We start from the raw sequence: 19,180 nt of genomic DNA, 5'->3' as shown, positions 1-19,180 counted from the left end.
TCAAATCTGCCGTTATCTTCGCGCATCACAAACTCGCCGTTTGCACCTGGGAATGCAAGAACGCGCAAAGATCGCGGATTTTCAATACTATTAACAAGCTCCGCCGCCTGCTCGCTACTTGCGCAATCCGCTTCGCTTGGCAAAACTTGCATTGGAATAATGGCACCAGCGCGCGCAAACGCCGGCACGCGGTCGATTCCTCGCCAAACCTCAAATCTGCGCCCAGCACCGCCGCGCGAAACGTAGCGCCTTCCGTCAAAGAAATCGTACCAATCGCCTTCTGGAAGCCACACGGCAGTGCACCCGCGCTCAACTTGCGCGCACCCCTTGCTAACGATTGGCGCAACAACAAGCTGGCTGCCAAAACGGTACTCGTTCGGCATCTCGTATGCTGCAGGTGTTTCTGGCGATTGCCAATACATTGGCTCTACAATCGGCCTGCCATCAACCGCCGCGCGATAATTCATCGTATATAAATAAGGCATCAATTGCGCGCGAAGTCGCAGCATTTTAACCATCGCGTCACGAGTTTCACGAGGGAAGTTCCACGGCTCCTTGCCTGCAAACGGCGAGCAGCTGGAGTGAAGGCGATTAATCGGGCTAAACGTGCCAAACGCATACCAGCGCGCCTCCAGCTCATTGCATCGCACGCCAAGCATGTGTCCGCCAATATCGTGGCTCCACCAGCCGTAGCCAATGTTAGACGCCGTAGAAGTAAAGTAAGTTTGGAAAGCCAGCGAATCCCACGTTGTTACGCTATCTCCCGAGAATCCCACTGGGTATCGGTGCGAGCCAGGTCCAGCGTAGCGCGAGAACGTTAGCGGCCACGCACCGCCGCGCCCCGAATCCTGGTAGTGCACGTGGTTAAGCATCCAAAGCGGATCCAGCCCAGCCTGCTTTGTAACTCCGCCCTGCTGCCAGTCAATCCACCAGAACCCAACGCCCTCGTTCTCCATGCGCCGATGCATGTTTAGGTATGCTCGCAAAAAGCGCGGATTTGTAAGGTCAAACTCAACTGCCTTGCCGCTTGCAGGGTCAATTCCCATATCGCGCGCAACTTGCGCATAGTCTTCTTCAAACGCGCGCACGCCGTCTCGCGGGTGCAAATTAAGCGTTGCGGTAAGCCCTTCGCTGGCAAGTTGGCGCAAAAATGCGCGATGATCTGGGAATAAATCGCGGTTCCACGTGTAGCCAGTCCATCCCGAACCGTACTTTGGGTCCACATCCGTTACATGCCAATCCATGTCGATTACGGCAGTGGAGAACGGTATGCCTTCGCGCTTAAATCGGCTCATCAGCTGCAAATATTCGTCTTGGCTGTACCTGTAGTACCTGCTCCACCAGTTGCTTAGTGCGAATCGCGGAAGAAGAGGCTGCGCGCCCGTAAGCTTGTAAAAGTCGCGAATTGCGCCTATATAGTTGTGACCGTAGCCAAAGAAGTATAGGTCTTTAGAGTTTTCGCCAGAGTTTTCGCCAGACACACTGCCATCCGCCTTTTCACGCGGCTCCACCCATGCCCCGTATGGGTTTTCTTTTCCATCAACAGCAGCCGCATACGCGATTTTTGCCGAGCGCGAATCGTCTAACACAGCCCACCCGTCGCGAGATATTACGCCCGTTCCAAGCTTAACGGCTCCATCCGCCTCGTCCACTGTTCGAGCCGTGCCGAGCAAATTGCCGTGGCACTCGTCGCCGTAATGCCACGTGTTGAATTGCGAGCCTGGCACTCCGCGCACAACAATGCTCAAGCCCTCTTTGCTAAACGGCTGCTGGTTGTATGTGATCAGTAGTTTTTCGGTTTCGACTTCTATCCAGTCATTTTCCAAGTTTTTTACACTATATTTTGGATTAAAAGATTTTGGATTAAAAGCGCGCGATGCTTCATCTTCGGTTGCTTGCGACTTTTCCGCGGCAATCTGCGTGCCAGCCTCGAAGTTTCGTCGTAGGCGCGTCTACAAATCCGCCGTTTTCACTCCACTCAAGGCGCACAAGCGAATCCGTGATTAACGTGATTCGCCAATTTTTGCCGCTTATAACCTGCGATTCTTTTGCCTTAGCTAGCGGATTTTTAGCGTAATCGTAAAAAATGTGTGTGTCTTGCACATTGTGCGATTCCTGCGATTCTTGCGCATCTTGAACATTTTGCGCGTCTTGAACCCCCTGCACCCCCTGCGCTTCATGTGCGTTTTGTAAAATCATTAGACTCGCCCTTTTCTACTTATCTTTTCTACTTATTTTTCTACTTACCACTGCCAGTTGAAATTCCAGCAATAAACTGCTTTTGGAACACCAAGTACACTACTACTACAGGAATAATAGCAAGCGATGCCGCAGCAAACAAACCGCCGTAGTCAGTTCCAAATCTTCCGCTAAACGTCTTCAATCCAACTGCAAGAAGTTGCTTTTTCTCGTCTGTAATCATAAGGAATGGCCACAAATAGTCTTCCCAATTCCACAAGAACGTAAAGATTGCTAGCGCAGCAATAGTATTGTGGCTCATTGGCAGAATTATTCTGTGGAATATTCTAGAATCCGAGGCTCCATCCAATTTTGCTGCTTCAATCAATTCATCAGATATTCCGCTTATTGATTGTCGGAATAAGAAGATTCCAAATGCGCTTATTAAGCCTGGAACTATAAGTGCACGATACGTGTCTTGCCAACCAAAGCTAGTCATCATATCGTATTGAGGAATAATTGTTACTGCCCACGGCACCATCATCGTGCTTATTACTATTCCAAAAAGCAGATTTCTGCCACGGAACCTCATTTTTGCAAATACGTATCCAAGAACGGCACTCGTGTAAATGGCTATTACCGTTTTAACTACCGATATAAACAATGAGTTAAAGAATAGCCTCAAAAAGTCGAATTTCTCTTGAATTCCAACGTAATTACCAAATGTGCTTGGCTTTGGGAACAAGCCGCCATCTATGCGCACAATGTCGCTGTTTGGAGCAAAGGAAGATACAAACATCCAAATAAATGGAACGATTGTTAAGAAAGACAATAAGAATAGGAATATTGTTAGAAACCATCCAATAATGCTCTTTTTAAGATTTTGTTTTTTCATACTAACTCACTATCCTTAGACGCTTTAAACATTATGAATGTTAGGATTCCGGTGATTATAAACAGAATGACGCTCATTGCAGATGCGATTCCAAAGTTATATTTCTGAAATGCTTGATCAAAAATCAAGTAGCTGATTGTGTACGTTGATGTTCCTGGACCACCATTGGTCATAACAAGAATCTGAACGTACGCTTGAATATAGCCAATCATAGATGTGATTACTATAAAAAGTGTTGTTGGCTTGAGCAATGGAACTGTTATTCTAAAGAATTTTTGCACGCTATTAGCGCCGTCAATTTCTGCCGCTTCGTAAACATCTTTTGGCAAGTTCATTAATCCAGCCAAATACAATACCGTTGCGTAGCCAAAGTCTTTCCAAATTGTCATTATTATGATTGCCGGCATAGCCCAAGTGGAACTGTGCAACCAGTTTATGTTTAAGCCTGTAACCCTATCGATCATGCCAAACTGCGGGTCAAACATCCACATCCACACAAAGCTCACTGCCACCAACGGCGTAATTGTTGGCATGTAGAAAAGACCTCGCAGCGTATCTTTGCACTTAACCAGTTTGGAGCTTAACAACATTGCAAAACCAATGCCAAGAATAACGCGGAATACAACAGATACAAACGTAAAGACTGCGGTGTTTGCAATGGACTTCCAGAATAACTTATCTACTAAAATCTGCTTAAAATTATCCAACCCAACCCAATTGTATGTTCCAACAAGCGGATTCCATTCGTGGAAGCTGCCTGCAAAAGCCTTATATATTGGATAGGCAAGAAAAATCACAAAATAAACAATCAGAAACACTACTGCTATATTCCGAAAGGAGAAGGTTCGAGAAAGAGCAGCGCTTATTTTTGACATACCACCATTATGTTTTCTCATTTTGCTCAAATGAGAATCCTGATTAAATTGTTTCATGATTTTCCTTGCCTTACCTACTGAGCACAGTGATTACGCTTTACAACTAGCTACCTAGTCTGCTTTGTTTTTACTTGTGCTCTTTGAAGAACTCATACTTACTTTCTGCAGACGTAAACTTAGAATTCTTCATATCTTTGACCATTGTTGCCTGAGCCTCTTTGATTGCATCATCAATAGACTCACCATTTTGCATAACATTCTGGAAAGCAGCCTTGCTACTTGTTTCCACTGTAGAAGGCGTGATTCCTGGCCAGATTAGGCGATCTGCACGCGGCTGAATCGCAGCCATTACTGGAGCCTTTAGAATCTCAGGATCCTTTTGCAAAGACTTCTTTGCTGGGAACGAGTTCAAATGCTTTACTGCCGAGCGAATAAACGCGTCGTTAGCAAGAATGAACTTAATAAAGTCTTGAGCAACCTCTTGCTGCTCTTTTGACTGATGCGCGTTAATTCCTGGAGTGGATTCTCCATTGTAGCGATCGTATGCAAATGGCTTTTCTTTTGTGAATGTTGGAGTTGGGAAGACTCCATACTCAATATTTGGGTACTTTTCTTTTAGCACACCTTCGAGCCATCCCCAGGCATAAACCATTCCAGATTGGCCGTTTCCAAAGCTTTGCGTGTAATCCGTACCAAAGTCAGTAGAAATAACCTTGTCTTTGTCGTACAGGTTCTTCAAGAACTTCATGTTTTCACGCGTGACTTTGTTGTCGAAATTAGGTTTCTTGCCACTTTCGTCAAAAGCAAGTTCGCCACGCTGATAGTTCAATCCTTGATTGATTGCAGCATAAGCGTCGCCATTCACGTTGAATCCAGCCTGTTCCATCTTGGAACCATTCCACTTAGTGAGTTTCTTTGCCACTTCGCGCAACTCATCCCAAGTCGTAGGAATGTCTGCCTCAGTTAAACCAGCTTCCTTCCAAAGCTTCTTGTTGTAATAGATGTTTCCCGTATTGATTACGGAATCAATGTACTTTACATTACCTTTAGCATCTTCATGTGCACTCGCCGTTGCGTAATCCGATTCCATAGCAGCTGTGTCAATCTTGTAGTCGGCAGCGTATGGGCGAATAAGCTCATCCTTGGAATTGTGAATATTAAACAAAGCTGGGCCTTTTGTTCCTTTTAGAGCAAGTGGAAGCTTAGTCCAATAATCATCCCAGGCTACGTTCTTAGTCTTAAACTTTACATTTGGATAAATCTTTTGATAATCCTTAATCATGTCGTAAATTGGATCAGTGGATGCGTCTCCCCAGCTCCAATACTCGAGTTGTATTGGCTTTCCTTGATTCACTAAATGATTTGGATCATACTTTAAAGCTTGACCCATAACAGCTAGGCCTTTGTCCTTCTTTGTATCGGTTACTCCTGCTGCACCACTATTCCCACATGCAGCAAGCGTAGAAATCATGCCTAAAACTGCTATACAGGATATGCATATTTTTTTAATTTTCATTGCTACTCCACTTCCTCGTGAAATTGATTGGTAATTTTATAATATTGCTTTAAGTTTGGCTCGGTCAAACATTAAAAATGTAAATGTAAAGGTTTTCATTTTGAATCCTTAATACTAGGCTATTTTTGCATGAATAAATACTTTTTAGGCGGCGTGTCTAAAAATGTAAACCTTTTCATTTATGATAACTAGAAGCATGGCGATTACAAGAGATGCGGTTAAAACACTGCAGCTAAAACGCTTAAAAGAGGTGTGACTTGTCAAAAACTAGTATTTGCGATGTAGCAACACTGGCAGGAGTGTCGATTGCAACCGTCTCCAGAACATTTGCACATCCAGAAAAAGTCTCCGCATCTACACGCGCCAAAGTCATGCGCGCAGCCGAACAAATGGATTTCACTGTTTCTAGAACTGCTGGAGAGCTTAAAACAGGCAAATCGTATCGCATAACGCTACTAATCGGAAGCAGTAAAATCGAATGGTTTAGCTCAGCAATTATAGAAGGATTAAATAGCGTACTTAACAAAAATGGCTACGACCTTGTAATACACCTTTTAGAAGGAGTTGAACAAAGAAAAAACTTCTTTAAAGAGCTGCCTTTACGCGCAAACACAGACGCAATAATCGTATCGTCATTTGACATAAGCAGCAATGAGGCCGAACAATTACAACGCATAAACGTACCAATTGTTGGAATAAACTGCACAGCTTCTAAAGTGCTTTCTGCATCAATCGGAATCGACGATGCTCTGGGTATAAAACTTGCGATTCAACACTTAGCAACATTAGGGCATAAGCGTCTTTTATACGTGTATGAGCATTTTTGTTCATCTTTCCGCTTTAGCTCGTCAAGAAGAATCACAAGCTTTGAAAACGTGTGCAGCAATATTGATGGAATGCAAGTGAAAGTACTGCCAATAGACATAAAAGATGACCCTATAGATGCAACTCTTTCTGAGCTTTTTACACAAGAAAATCCGCCTACTGCAATATGCTTCCACCAGGATTCAACGGCAATGCCCTTCTTGTTTAGATTGCAAAAATTAGGAATTCGCGTGCCTGAAGATCTATCAATTACAGGATTCGACAATGGCACTTATGCAAAAGAGGCTGGACTAACCACCATTCGTCAAAATCCTAAAACAATGGCAGAGCAGGCTGGGAATATTGCGATATCCCTTATAGAAGGTAAACCCGTAGCGCGAAGGCATATCACAGCTCCAGTGCAGCTTATTATAAGAAATTCTACGGCTGCGCCTAAAGACTAAAGCAAAATCGTGAATGCGCTTGCGATTACAAGCATCAGCGGATACCACGCATACATAAGCCAGCGGAATTGCTTAGTTTGCTTAGGTCCGTCGCCATACGGACTGCGATAGTGCAGCACAGCCACGCCAACTCCTGGCGCCAAAAGCGACATAGCGCCGAAAGCGCCAGCAATCAGCTCCATGCGAATCTCGTGGTTTTCTAGGAATCTAAAGATAAGAACAAATCCTAAAAGTAAAGCTCCGCCCCAAAAAATATTCTGCCTAAAGCCAACTTTTCCGAAAAGATTCCACAATATTCCTGCAACCAGGATTACTGCGATTGACGCAACTTTTTGAGCGCCTTTAAAACGCGCGCGAACCATGTCGATTCCCGAAAGCACAAAAAGCGCAATAACAAGCCCAAACACTGGATTTTGCGAGCGCATATCGAAAGCGCAGCCAAAGGTTGTAAAGTCGTACGGGACCTCGCAAATAAGCGCCAATATAAGCAGCCGAAACGTATAAAGGTTGAGGTTATGCGTGTTTTGATATCCGCGAACAAGCAGCCACGCATACCACGGCAGAGCCGACCAGCTTATAACTTCGCACACTACGGCAGCAGTGAGGCTCCACATGTTGGAGTTGGAAAGACCGCCAAAAAGGTGCGGAATCACGGTTGTTCCGAACGCACTGAGCATCATCATTACAGCGCCGAGCAGCTTGAACTTTTTGAGCGTAATACCCATTTTTATGTTCTTGTCTGCGCGAATCTTTGGTTTTAGCGCGTCCATAATTCACCCCTTGCTAGCACTCGTTGCGTTAAGTGCGTATATAAGTACGTATATTACATCAAGTGAGGTAGAGATTCGAGATTTTTCGCACTGAATGAGATGTTTCGCTCGCGCGGTCTAAGCGCGCTCACGTCTTCGCCGCACGTAAAGTCCACTGGACTTTACATTTGAGCCAAATCACGCTTTGAAGGAGCTTGAAATGCGTTATGCAATTTCAAGCTCAGTCAAAGCGCTCATGCAAGTCGGAACGCAGCAAAGGACTGCGCGCCGAGTTTAAGCGCGGAAGAATCGCAAGCAACCGCTCCAACCGAAATCCGCGGCTGCAAAATCGCCTCTGGCGTAAGCCCTGCAAGCGCGCTAAGCGCAATCGTCTCCTCGTTTAATCCAGGATTCATAACCACAATGCATCTATCTGTAGAGGATTCGCCATCCGACCCATCCGACTCAGCCGCGCATCGCTCGTACGCAAAACTGCGACCATCCACAGGCGCGTGCAACACTCGCCAAGTGGCATCCGCGTGCAACGCCGCGCACTCGTGGCGCAAAGCAATCAGCGCGCGCACCCAGTTAAGCAGCGAATCGCCATCCTGCTCCTGCCCCAAAACCGTTGGAATTTCGCCACTTTGCACGGCCTGCTTACGTGAATTTGCGCAAGTCCTTCCATCTGCGCGCGCCTCAACAGGCAGGTACAACTTCGACTTTGCGGTCGTGGAGAATCCAAAATTCTTAGAATCATCCCACTGCATTGGCGTACGCGTACCCGTGCGCGCATAACCGCCTTCTTTTGTTGGAATATCGCGGTATTTCATGCCGATTTCGTCGCCGTAATATACAAACGGCACGCCTGGCATTGTAAGAATCATGCCAAACGCAATCCGCCTTTCGCGTTCGCTTAATCGCGGAGCCAGGCGCGGCGTATCGTGATTGCACGTTATGAAACTAAAGTAGCCATCATTGCAAGTGGCCTCATACTGCGGGCAATAATCGTCTAAAAATGGGCAAATACTGCCGCCGCCGCGCGCATTAAAGTAGCTATGGTCGCGCTCAGGATTGCCGTCTAGCGCATTATCCACATCTCTAGCTAGGCGCGCATATCCGTTTGGCTGCCCATCCCAGCGCCAATTCAAATAGAAGTCCATGTCAAATCCAGCAGCCAGCGCCTGACGCGGCCTGCCCCACTCCGAAACGAACGCAGCCTGCGGATACTCGGCCTTTACAGCGCCCAGCATTTCTTGCCATGCACGAATCGTATTGTCTTTGCCAAGGCTTCCTTCGCCATTGTTGTCGTCGTTTTTTACAAGCGAATCCGCCATGTCTACGCGGAATCCATCCGCGCCAAGCGCAAGCCAAAATCGCATAACATCAACCATTGCAGCGCGCGTTTGCGCCGCCTCCTCAGAATCTGGCGCGGATTGCCACGCGCGATCCCTATGCGCAAAGCCGTAATTTAGCGCTGGCTGGCATTTAAAGAAGTTCAGAATATACGTGGCATCTCGCTCGCTTTCGCCGCCAATAAACGGCATGGAATAGCCGCTAAACGCGCTGTCGGTCCATATATATCGCTTGCTAAACTCGTTTTCTTGCGCGCGCGAGCTTTGCTTAAACCACTCGTGCTCTTCGCTTGTGTGCCCTGGAACAAGGTCTAGCAAAATGTGCATTCCGCGATTGTGCGCTTCGCTAAAAAGACGTTGCAAATCCTCGTTTGTGCCGTAGCGCGCTGCCACTTTTTTGTAGTCGCGCACGTCGTAACCCGCGTCTTTAAATGGCGAATCGTAGCAAGGATTTAGCCAGATCGCATTGCATCCAAGCGATTTTACGTAGTCGAGTTTTTCGATTATGCCTGGAATATCGCCGATTCCGTCGCCGTTTGAATCGTAGAAGCTTTGTGGATAGATTTCGTAGAACACGGCGTCGCGCAGCCATTGTGCATGTTCGTTTTGCATGTTTACCCCGTTTTGTTGGCGTATATTAACTTTTGCGTATATTAACTTTTGACTTGTCCGACTTTATTTTACTATTCACTTTCTTACTTTTCCGCTTTTTGTTGCTCGACGCGCCGTTTTGAGCTACAAAATGCGTCACATCGTTCGCGCGGTCTAAGCGCGCGAACGTCTTCGCTTGCGTTGAAAGCACACTGTGCTTTCAACTTTGAGCAAGCTCAGCGCTCCAAATTGTCTTCGCGCTACGCTACAAGCGCGAAGACAGGTTGGAGCGCAATCAAAATAAAATTCCGTTAAATTTACTGAGTTATGGAATAAAATACGATTTTCTAAAGCTAAAAAGTCACTTTACAAACAATTTTTCTAATCACTTGCGACATGATTTGCTAACACTTTTATATCCGTGTATACTACACATTGCTTATACACGGATTTCAATAAAAATGTGACGTTGCTCAACGCAGCAAAATGCGATGGTGCGTCGCATGGGATCTGTTACTATGCCACCAAAGAACATGCCAAGCTGGCATGATATAGGAGGTCAAGGATGACGAATATGAAGAAAGTGCTGGGCGCAGGCCTCGCAATCGCTACAATGTTTGGATTTGCTGCATGCGGTTCTAGCACCAACGCTGGCTCCAGCAACAAGGCAAACCCAGTAAAGCTCACCGTGTGGTCTTCTTCCGAAGATCAGAAGGCTGGCGGCTGGATTCAGGCTATGGAGAAAGCCTTCAAGAAGGATCACCCAGAGGTTACTTTTAAGAACGCTGTTATTGCTCCACCAGATGCTGCTAAGACCGTTAAGCAGGACGCTAAGGCTGCTGCCGATGTTTACCTGTTCCCTAACGATCAGCTCGGCGACTTGGTAAAGGCAAATGCAATTGGCGAGTTGAGCGACGACGCTGCCAAGCAGGTTAAGGAAGACAACGATGATACCATCATCCAGTCTGTAACCGCTCAGGATGGCAAGCTTTATGGCGTTCCATACATGGGCAACACTTGGTTCATGTACTACGATAAGTCCAAGTTCTCCGACGAAGACGTTAAGTCCCTCGATAAGATGCTCGAAAAGGGCAAGGTTGCTTTCGATATCAGCAACGCTTGGTACCTTCCAGGCTTCTACCTCGATGGCAACATGACCCTCTTCGGCGAGAAGAGCAACGATGGCAAGGCTGGCATCAAGATTGGTGACAAGGCTGCCGAAATCACCAAGTATGTTGCAAAGTTCATTCAGAACAAGAACTTCGTAATGGATGGCGATGGCGCTGGCTTAGCTGGCATTAAGAACCACACCGTTGACGCTTACTTCTCTGGCTCTTGGGATGCTGGCGATGTAAAGAAGGCTTTGGGCGACAACTACGCTGCTGCTCAGCTTCCAAAGTTCAAGTCTGAAGATGGCGAACATCAGATGAAGTCCTTCGCTGGTTCTAAGGCTGTTGCTTACAACCCTAACTCCAAGGCTCCAGAGATGGCCGCTAAGTTCGCTGCATTCCTCGGTTCTAAGGAATCCCAGGAGCAGATGTACAAGCTTCACGGCGATATCCCAGTTGCTAAGTCTTTGTCTGATCTCGTTAAGGACAACCCAGCCGCTGTGGCTCAGATGAACACCATTGCTAAGACTTCTGTCTTGCAGCCAACCGTTCCAGAAATGGGTGCCTTCTGGGATCCAATGAAGACCTTCGGTACTGCATTGGCAAACAAGGAAGTCAACGACGGCAACGCCGCTGCAAAGATTGCAGACTTCCAGAAGGGCTTTGAGGAAGCTCTTAAGAAGTAAGTATTACTTACGACTGTTTTCTAAATATTATTTTCTTTTAAAAGAAAATAATATTTAGAAAACACACGGCAAGGACGCCCCGCTCCCCTAAGGATTTTAAAATCGGGGCGGGGCGTCTTTTGCTTGTAAAAACCCCACAATTTTACGAAAGGCATGTCATGACTGGCACGACATCCACCAAGCGAGGGAAGCGTAAGAAGGCACCTGCTGCCGATGAATACATTGCCCCTTCGCAATACTCATTACAGGAGGCTGCAAAGCACGCAGACGTACTGTCTTGGGTTTCGATAATTATCTTCGGTTTTGGTAACTTCGTTCGCAAACAGTACGTGAAAGGTCTCGTATTCATTCTATGCGAGGCTGGAGTTCTTGCCTTCTTGGCCACAACTGGCGCTGAATATCTACCAAAATTCGGTACTCTTGGTACTAAGAAGCAGGGTAGAGTAAAGATTAACGGCTTCTGGCACTATGTGGCTGGAGATAATTCTGTTGAAATTTTGCTGTATGGCGTTATGAGCATTGCAGCAATTGTTGTTTTAATTTATTTAGCTACTTTGTCTTTGCGTAGCGCATACAAAGCTCAGGCTTTTGTAGCGCGCGGAGAAAAGCCTATTACTTTTGTTAAAGATGTTGAGTCTTTGCTCGACCGCCATGCGCACGTTGGTTTTATGACTCTTCCAACCGCTGGAATTGTTTTGTTCACGGTTTTGCCATTGGTGTTCATGATTTCGATGGCATTCACAAACTATGATCGTGACCACACATTGCTGTTCCATTGGGTTGGTTTAAACAACTTCTTTAAGATTCTTGGAAATACAACTGGAACCATTAATGCTGGAATCTTCTTTGATGTTTTGATTTGGACCCTTGTTTGGGCTTTCTTCGCTACATTCTTGAACTTCTTCTTCGGCATGTTTATGGCAATGATTATTAACAGGCGCACCACTCGTCTTAAGAGCTTGTGGCGTATCTGCTTCTCTTTGACCATTGCTGTCCCACAGTTTGTGTCCTTGCTTGTTATGCACAGCATGTTGCAAAGAGATGGCGCTATTAACCGTCTTCTTATATCTTCTGGCTGGATTCATTCTCCACTACCGTTCTTCCAGGATGCTACTTGGGCAAGGGTTACGGTTATTCTCATCAACCTTTGGGTTGGTATTCCTTACACCATCATGCAGATCACTGGTATTTTGCAGAACGTTCCAGCTGAACTTTACGAAGCAGCAGAGCTTGACGGTGCAAGCTGGTGGCAGCGTTTCATGAACGTCACTATGCCATACATCTTCTTTGTTATGACTCCATACCTGATCACCACATTCACTGGAAACGTTAATAACTTCAACGTTATTTACCTGTTGTCTGGCGGCGAGCCAACACCAATTGGTTCTTCTGCAGGTAAGACTGATTTGCTCATCACCTGGCTGTACAAGCTTACGGTTGATAAAGATAACTACAGCATGGGCGCGGTAATCGGCATTATGACATTCATTGTGCTTGCGATTGTTGCTTTGATAACATACCGCAACTCTGGCTCCTACAAGAATGAGGAGGGATTCCGGTGAGTAATAAGAAGGATCTTATGCAAGGCGAACAGACTGTGCATAGTGTACGTAGTGTCCCGTTCTGGCGCGATCAGCGTATCCGCCGCATATTCGGAGACATTGTAGCTCATCTGTTCCTGATTGTTATGGCTGTGATTTGGCTTGCGCCAATCGTTTGGGTGTTCTTGGAAAGCTTTAACCAGAACACTGCACCATATCAGACAACGTTCTTCCCAACTAAGTACACGTTTAATAATTACATTCAGCTGTTTACTGAGCGAGAAGTTCTTGACTTCCCACGAATGTTCTTAAACACCTTGATTGTGTCTATTTTCGTGTGCATTATCTCTCTGTTCTTCGTGCTTGTAGTAGCGTTCTGCATGTCTCGTTTGCGTTTCCGCGGTCGTAAGACATTTATGAACATTGCTTTGATTCTTGGTATGTTCCCAGGCATCATGGCAGTTATTGCTATCTACTTCATTTTGAAGGCTTTTGGCTTGACGAATGGTTCTGTTGTTCTTATTTCCCTTATAATCGTTTACTCTGCTGGTAGCGGCATGGGCTTCTACGTTATGAAGGGCTATATGGACACGATTCCAAAGTCTTTGGATGAAGCCGCTTATTTGGACGGATGCACAACTTGGCAAGTATTCTGGAAGATTATTCTTCCAATCTGCAAGCCTATGATTGTGTTCCAAGCTATTGTTAGCTTCTTGGGTCCATGGCTTGACTTCGTTTTGGTTAAGACTATTGCCCGTACTCAAGATAATTACACTGTGGCTTTGGGCTTGTACCAGATGTTGCAGAGAGAATACATCAATCACTGGTTCGCACGATTCTCTGCTGGAGCTGTGTGCGTTTCCATCCCGATTGCAATCCTGTTTATTGTCATGCAGCGATTCTATGAAGAGTCGATGTCTGGCTCTGTTAAGGGATAGTAACCTCTACATCAATTGTGGGGTTTAATTGAAAATGGGGGTCGAGCGTTTTAAAGCGTTTCGGCCTTCATTTTCTTCTGAATAATAAAGAAGGATATATTACATGACGTGCACGTCTTCAACACAATGGCCAGTGTACTCGGGTCAGCTTGGATGCTCGCTTAATGAAAAATCAACAACATTCACAGTTTGGGCACCAACCGCATCATGCGTAACGCTAAGACTTTTTGAAACAGGAAACAACAGCGAGCCGTTCAAAACACGTAATTTAAAGCCATTGCGCGACGGCGCATGGAGAACTTCAATATTGCAAAGGCTAGATGGCGTTTACTACGATTTTCTGGTGACTTTTGCTGATGGAAGAGTCAATCGTACAAGTGACCCTTGGGGTGTTGCTAGTGGCGTAAATGGCGAGCGCAGCATGGTTGTAAGTGAGGAACGCGTTAGCCCAGCTGACTGGCACAAAGATAAGTCGCCAGAGTTTGTGCGCCATGCGACGGTTGTTTGGGAAACGCATGTTGAAGACTTTAGCAGCAATCCTAATGGCGGATTTAAGCCAGAACATAGTGGTCAGTATCTTGCTTTTACAGATTCGCATACGACTTTAGGTGGCGATGAGCACTTCCCTACTGGAATTGACTATCTTAAAAAACTTGGTGTAACTCACGTTCAACTAATGCCAATCTACGATTTTGCTACTGTGGATGAGGTTGCGATTTCGTCTGCTCGCAAAAACGGTGAGAGCGTGGATTCGCTTTACAATTGGGGCTACGATCCACATGCGTACAATGTGCCGGAGGGTGCTTACTCTAGCAATCCATACGACGGTACGGCAAGAATACGCGAGTGCAAGGCGATGATTGGCGCTTTGCATAAGAATGGTATACGCGTAGTTATGGATGTTGTTTATAACCACATGTTTGAGGCTGCGTCGAATGTGTTTGAAAGTGTGGCTCCAGGCTATTTCTGCAGGCGTAAGGCTGATGGGTCTTTTGCTAATGGTTCTGGCTGCGGTAACGAGATGGCTTCCGATCACCCAATGTTTAGGCGTTTTATGATTGAATCTATTTTGCACTGGGCGCGCTGCTACCATGTGGATGGTTTTAGGTTTGACCTTATGGGCTTAACGGATGCGGAAACTTTGAATATGATTCGTGCCGAATTAGATAAGCTTGATGGCGGCAAAGATATTCTTATGTATGGTGAACCGTGGGGTGCGGATGCTGCAGCTGTTGGCGATGATTGCCCTATGGGAGATAAAGATGGGCGCGGCTTCCTTGATTCTAGAATCGGCTGGTTTAGTGATGAGTCTCGCGATACGCTTAAGGGCAATGTTATGGATCATCATGACCGCGGATATGTAAATGGCAATGAGTTTTGGACGGCGGATCCTGTGCGAAACGCGTTTAATGGCTGGCGTGGTATGCCTTGTGCTGGTAAAAGTGTTGGTCAAATTGTGCAGTATGTTTCTGCTCACGACGATTTGACTTTGTGGGATAAGCTGTGTATTTCTATGCGCGATAACGCGTCTAGCTGCGATTTTGACGCAAGCGATCCAAACAGCGTTGCAGACATTTTTAGCGCTAATATTCTCAGTGCTGGATTGATTTTGTGTTCTGCTGGTATGCCGTTTATGCTTGGAGGCGAGGAGTTTGGTCGCACTAAGCATGGTTGCGATAATTCTTATAATCGCGGAGTTCTTATGAACCAGCTTGATTGGTCTAGAGCTGAGCGATTCCAACCGCTTGTAGAATGGTATAGTGCGCTTATAAAACTTCGCGCTAAGAATGCTGAGTTTTATGATGCTAAGCGCACTCACCTTACTGCGTCTGATAATACTGTTCTTGCGGAGCAGATTGGAAGCGACTTGATTGTGTGTGTGAACCCTATGAATGATGCGTCTGCAACGATTGATTTGCCTGCTAAATCTCCAAGCCCGTGGCGCTGCGTGTTGGATTCCACTGAGTATTTTGCTAAGTGGACGGGGCACGACTCTGGCAGCTGCGTTTCTATGCTGTGCGATGATAATGGCTCTCAGCGTGCGGTTCATGTGCCGCCGCGTACATTCGTTGTGTTGAGTCGCAAGCGCGCTTGATTGCTTGAGTTCTTGAGCGCGCTCGGCTCGCAATTTATCCCGATTTTGTTCTCTTATTCCTGTGATTTGGGAACAAAGTCGGGATTATTTTTTGGCTTATGATTGAATATTAATATTTTGGGGAATAACCCAATATTTTCGAATACTGAGTCGGATACTAATATTTCAAGGCGAATCCTTGTAATTTCCTTAATTGTTCCTTATAACTTGCCAAAGTGAGCGAATTATTCCTGTGATTCTGTTAGAATAACTTTTATACTTTATACCCCTATTGTGTATATGCAAAGTGGAGAAATATGCAGAGTAGAGAAGAGTAGAAAGTCTAGAAACAAGACAGAGACGCAATACAGACACGGATTGTATGCCAGCGCTTTGATCTTACAACTTGATAATTAAACAAATACCCCCACACCCAAACCTAAATGATTTGAAGAATGAGGTAAATATGAACGCTAAGATTGCAGCCGCTATCTCTTTGGGCGCAAGCTCTTTGGCTCTTATTGGAAGCATAAGCATTGCAAACGCTGCCAACGCAGCAGACGCGACTACAACAGATACGTCCAATCATCCAGCAGCACAGGTTAAGACCATATCCGACACTGGTTTTGATGCTGTTAGCAATGTTGTTTCTTATGGTCCAGAAGATTTTAAACCACAAACCGTTAACTCGCCTGTTACTGGCGACGCTGCTGCCGGCAAGCAAGAGAAAGAAAATCCTGGAACGGTTCAAGGTTCAGGCACACCTAAGAATAACACTCCAGCAAATGCAGAAATACTCCAAAAAGTCGAAGAATCAAAGAAGTTACAAATAGAAGCTAAGAATAAGCATGATGAAGCAAATAAAGCTGTAGAAGAAGCAAAACAAGAAGCTGAAGATACTGCAAGAAAAATTAATGAAGCTGTAGAAAAGAAAAATAATGCAGAAAATAGCATTGCTGAGACCAATAAGAAAATAGAAACAGAGACTCAGAATATAGCAAATGCCAAGCAGCGCATTGAAGAGAAGAATAAAGCCGTAGAAGAGGCAGAAAAAGCCAAGAAAGTGACTGACGAGGCTAGACAAAATGCTGATCAAGTGAACAAAATTAGGTCTGAAGAAAAAGCTGCAAAAGATGAACTTGCTGAGGACGCAAAAGATGACAACGAAGAAACTACAGAAGATTTAGCAAATGAAGAAAAGGCTAAATCTAAGCTTGAAGCAGAGTTAGCTGAAGCCAAGCAAAAGTCTGAATCTGCTAAGGCAGAAGCTGAAAAGATTGAAAAAGAAGCACAGCAAAAGGAAGCAGCTGCTGAAGGCGTCGATAATAAGATTGAGAACATTACTAAGCAAATTAAAACTGCAGAAGAAAATCTAAAAACTCTTGATGCTGACAATGATCAAAACAAAATTAATCAGTTAAAAGAAAAAGTTGCTTCGACTAAAAAACAAGCTGAAGAAGCAGAAAAAACTGCTGCCCAAAAACAAAAAGAATATGAAGGAAAAGACGCTGAATATAAACGCGCATCTAAAGAATATACATCTTTAGAAAAAGATACTTCAAAATATAGTACTCCTGGATATGTTGATAAACTGCACAAAGCTAAAACAGAATATGAATCTGCCAGAGACGAAGTTGAAAATCTTAAGCCAATAGTTGAAGAAGCTAATCGAAGAAGTGAAAAACTAAGAAAAGAGGCTGAAACCGCTCAAAAAGAACTTGCCGAAGCAGATAAAAGTAGTCAAATAAGAGATCTATTAGATACAATTTCTGAATTGACTTCTGAGATAAATTCTTTAACAAGAATTTCTGATAATGCAAAAGATGCTCGAAAAGCTGCCAATGAGAAGAAGTCTGAATCTAATTCTTTAGCTAAAAAAGTTTCAGATAAAGAATCCGAACTAGCTGAGCTTGAGAATACTATAAAAGAGCTAAAAGAATCTAAACAAGATGCTGAAAAAGATCTAAACGTCGCTAGCAGAGATGCAGAAAAAGCTAAAGAGGCGGCAGAAAATGCTGCTCAAAACTTACTGGCAATAACAGAAGAAGCACAAAAAGCAGAGAAAAAAGTTCAAGATGAAAAAGCTAATTTTGAAAACGCTAAAATGGATAAGGATACCGCCGAAAAGAATCTTAATCAACTGAAAGAAGACTTGAAGCGAATCGATAAAGAAATATCCGAAGCTAAAACTAATGTCGAGGCGACTAAACAACTTGCTGAAACAGCAAAGCAAAAACTAAATGAAGCGAAAACTAATGTTGAAGCAACTAAAGCAAAGATCTTAGAGCTAAAAGCTTCAATTGAAGAGACCAAGCGTACACTTATTTCAAAGTATGCTGCAAGCTCCCAAACCATCGAATTCGCTTTTGATTTAATGATAAAAGAGGTTGCTAATCGATCTAAAGAACTTGATAAATCAACACAAACGTTGAACGATGTGGAAAAGAGTCTCACTGCAGCAAAGCAGAAGGCTGAGGAATCTTTGAATCCACAGGTTCAGAAGCCAACTCCTTCTACACCAGCTCCTGCTCCAGCTCCAAGCACTCCGCAAGAGACTCCACAAGAGGCTCCACAGGTGCAGCCACAAGCTCCGCTTAATCCACCAGCACCTCCAGCGGCTTCAAACCCACAGGTGCTGGAACCGGCTCCTTCTGCGCCACCAAGCGCAAAACAGCCAGCTCCAGCTCCAAGCACTACACAGAATGCGCCACAGAACAATGCTGCACCAAGTGCGCCACAGGCTTCGGCTCCTTCTGTATCACAGTCTGCACCACAGTCTGCACCTAAGCACAGTGCTGTTCCAGCGAACCAAACGGAGTCCACGCATACCGCAAAAGCTGCAGAAGAACTCGTAGAAAATGCTACTGCTAAGTCGCCAGCAACCGCAGAGACTCCTGCACGCACGCCTCGTGCTGCAGCATCTGCTGCTCCTGCTGCTCCTACAGCAAGCTCCGCAAACACAACAAAGAGCGAAGAGTCCAAGAACACATCTAACGATTCCGCAAAAGATGAAAATCAGAAGGAATCCGAAGAGTCCAAGAACGAAGACTCAAAGAGCAAAGACAATAGCAGCGATAAGAGCGCTCAGGCATCTGGCGCAAACAACGGTGAGCACGCCGCTGGCAACAGCACAACGTTAATCGCAGCTGTTGCTGGCAGCATAACTGCTGGAATCGCAGCAATCGGCGCAGGATGGCACTTTATGCGAATCCGTCGCAAGTAAGTAGCAGCAACTATGCGCAAATAACAAATAACACTTAACAAAAAACCGCAGTTGGTATTTAACCTTCTGCGGTTTTTTGTTAAGTGCCACGAAAATCGCCAATATTGCAAACGATATCAATACTTAATATAATGGTTAGCTAGAGCGTGCCTCAATCCAGTGAGGTGTTGAGAAATCGCACTCTT

Annotated in this window: 12 protein-coding genes and 1 pseudogene; 6 read left to right on the top strand and 7 right to left on the bottom strand. The window is 45.2% G+C overall.

From position 1 onward, the window contains the following. Positions 1-215: 215 nt before the first annotated feature. The 5 genes and pseudogenes from HXT19_RS00590 to HXT19_RS00570 all read right to left on the bottom strand — a co-directional run. A pseudogene (locus tag HXT19_RS00590) lies at positions 216-1,481 on the bottom strand (TIM-barrel domain-containing protein); the annotation flags it as partial. Positions 1,482-1,881: 400 nt separating this feature from the next. Next, the gene (locus HXT19_RS00585) at positions 1,882-2,199 is read right to left on the bottom strand and encodes a hypothetical protein (protein WP_422119703.1); all 318 of its coding nucleotides are present in this window, start codon (positions 2,197-2,199) and stop codon (positions 1,882-1,884) included. A gap of 40 nt (positions 2,200-2,239) precedes the next feature. Beyond that, a complete protein-coding gene (locus HXT19_RS00580; RefSeq protein WP_004113800.1) occupies positions 2,240-3,073 on the bottom strand; it encodes a carbohydrate ABC transporter permease in 834 nt (277 codons plus the stop codon). Next, positions 3,070-4,005 (bottom strand): carbohydrate ABC transporter permease, encoded by a 936-nt coding sequence (locus tag HXT19_RS00575; RefSeq protein WP_101888031.1) that lies wholly within the window; start codon positions 4,003-4,005, stop codon positions 3,070-3,072. Before HXT19_RS00575 ends, HXT19_RS00580 begins: the two co-directional genes overlap by 4 nt. Positions 4,006-4,075: 70 nt before the next feature. Continuing rightward, on the bottom strand, positions 4,076-5,464 hold the full coding sequence (locus HXT19_RS00570) for an extracellular solute-binding protein (RefSeq protein ID WP_101888032.1): 1,389 nt from the start codon (positions 5,462-5,464) through the stop codon (positions 4,076-4,078). Between the two features lie 257 nt (positions 5,465-5,721). On the opposite strand from HXT19_RS00570, the gene HXT19_RS00565 reads away from it, so the two are divergent. After that, positions 5,722-6,732 (top strand): LacI family DNA-binding transcriptional regulator, encoded by a 1,011-nt coding sequence (locus HXT19_RS00565; protein ID WP_101888033.1) that lies wholly within the window; start codon positions 5,722-5,724, stop codon positions 6,730-6,732. On the opposite strand, the gene HXT19_RS00560 is transcribed toward HXT19_RS00565, so the two are convergent. After that, complete coding sequence (locus HXT19_RS00560; protein ID WP_101888034.1) at positions 6,729-7,502, bottom strand: TraX family protein; 774 nt, start codon at positions 7,500-7,502, stop codon at positions 6,729-6,731. The two genes, HXT19_RS00565 and HXT19_RS00560, sit on opposite strands and share 4 nt — an antisense overlap. Before the next feature lie 233 nt (positions 7,503-7,735). After that, positions 7,736-9,445 carry an alpha-amylase family glycosyl hydrolase gene (locus tag HXT19_RS00555; protein ID WP_422119702.1) on the bottom strand — a complete coding sequence of 570 codons (1,710 nt, stop codon included), beginning with the start codon at positions 9,443-9,445 and terminating at the stop codon, positions 7,736-7,738. A 544-nt stretch (positions 9,446-9,989) separates the two neighbouring features. On the opposite strand from HXT19_RS00555, the gene HXT19_RS00550 reads away from it, so the two are divergent. From HXT19_RS00550 to HXT19_RS00530, 5 genes are all read left to right on the top strand, one after another. Then, entirely contained in the window at positions 9,990-11,219 is a 1,230-nt protein-coding gene (locus HXT19_RS00550; RefSeq protein WP_285085194.1) for an extracellular solute-binding protein, read from the top strand. Between the two features lie 158 nt (positions 11,220-11,377). Then, positions 11,378-12,781, top strand: coding sequence for a carbohydrate ABC transporter permease (locus tag HXT19_RS00545; protein ID WP_004113788.1), 1,404 nt, complete (start codon positions 11,378-11,380; stop codon positions 12,779-12,781). Beyond that, positions 12,778-13,698, top strand: coding sequence for a sugar ABC transporter permease (locus tag HXT19_RS00540; RefSeq protein WP_004113786.1), 921 nt, complete (start codon positions 12,778-12,780; stop codon positions 13,696-13,698). Before HXT19_RS00545 ends, HXT19_RS00540 begins: the two co-directional genes overlap by 4 nt. A 103-nt stretch (positions 13,699-13,801) precedes the next feature. Continuing rightward, complete coding sequence (pulA, locus tag HXT19_RS00535) at positions 13,802-15,793, top strand: type I pullulanase (RefSeq protein WP_422119701.1); 1,992 nt, start codon at positions 13,802-13,804, stop codon at positions 15,791-15,793. Positions 15,794-16,238: 445 nt separating this feature from the next. Beyond that, on the top strand, positions 16,239-18,995 hold the full coding sequence (locus HXT19_RS00530) for a hypothetical protein (RefSeq protein WP_415706752.1): 2,757 nt from the start codon (positions 16,239-16,241) through the stop codon (positions 18,993-18,995). The last annotated feature ends 185 nt before the right edge of the window (positions 18,996-19,180 follow it).

Source organism: Gardnerella sp. DNF00038 (genome assembly GCF_049262855.1).
Classification (GTDB): Bacteria; Actinomycetota; Actinomycetes; order Actinomycetales; family Bifidobacteriaceae; genus Bifidobacterium; species Bifidobacterium vaginale.
Note: the sequence above shows the minus strand (reverse complement) of the source record. Positions and strands in the feature narration are given on the sequence as shown.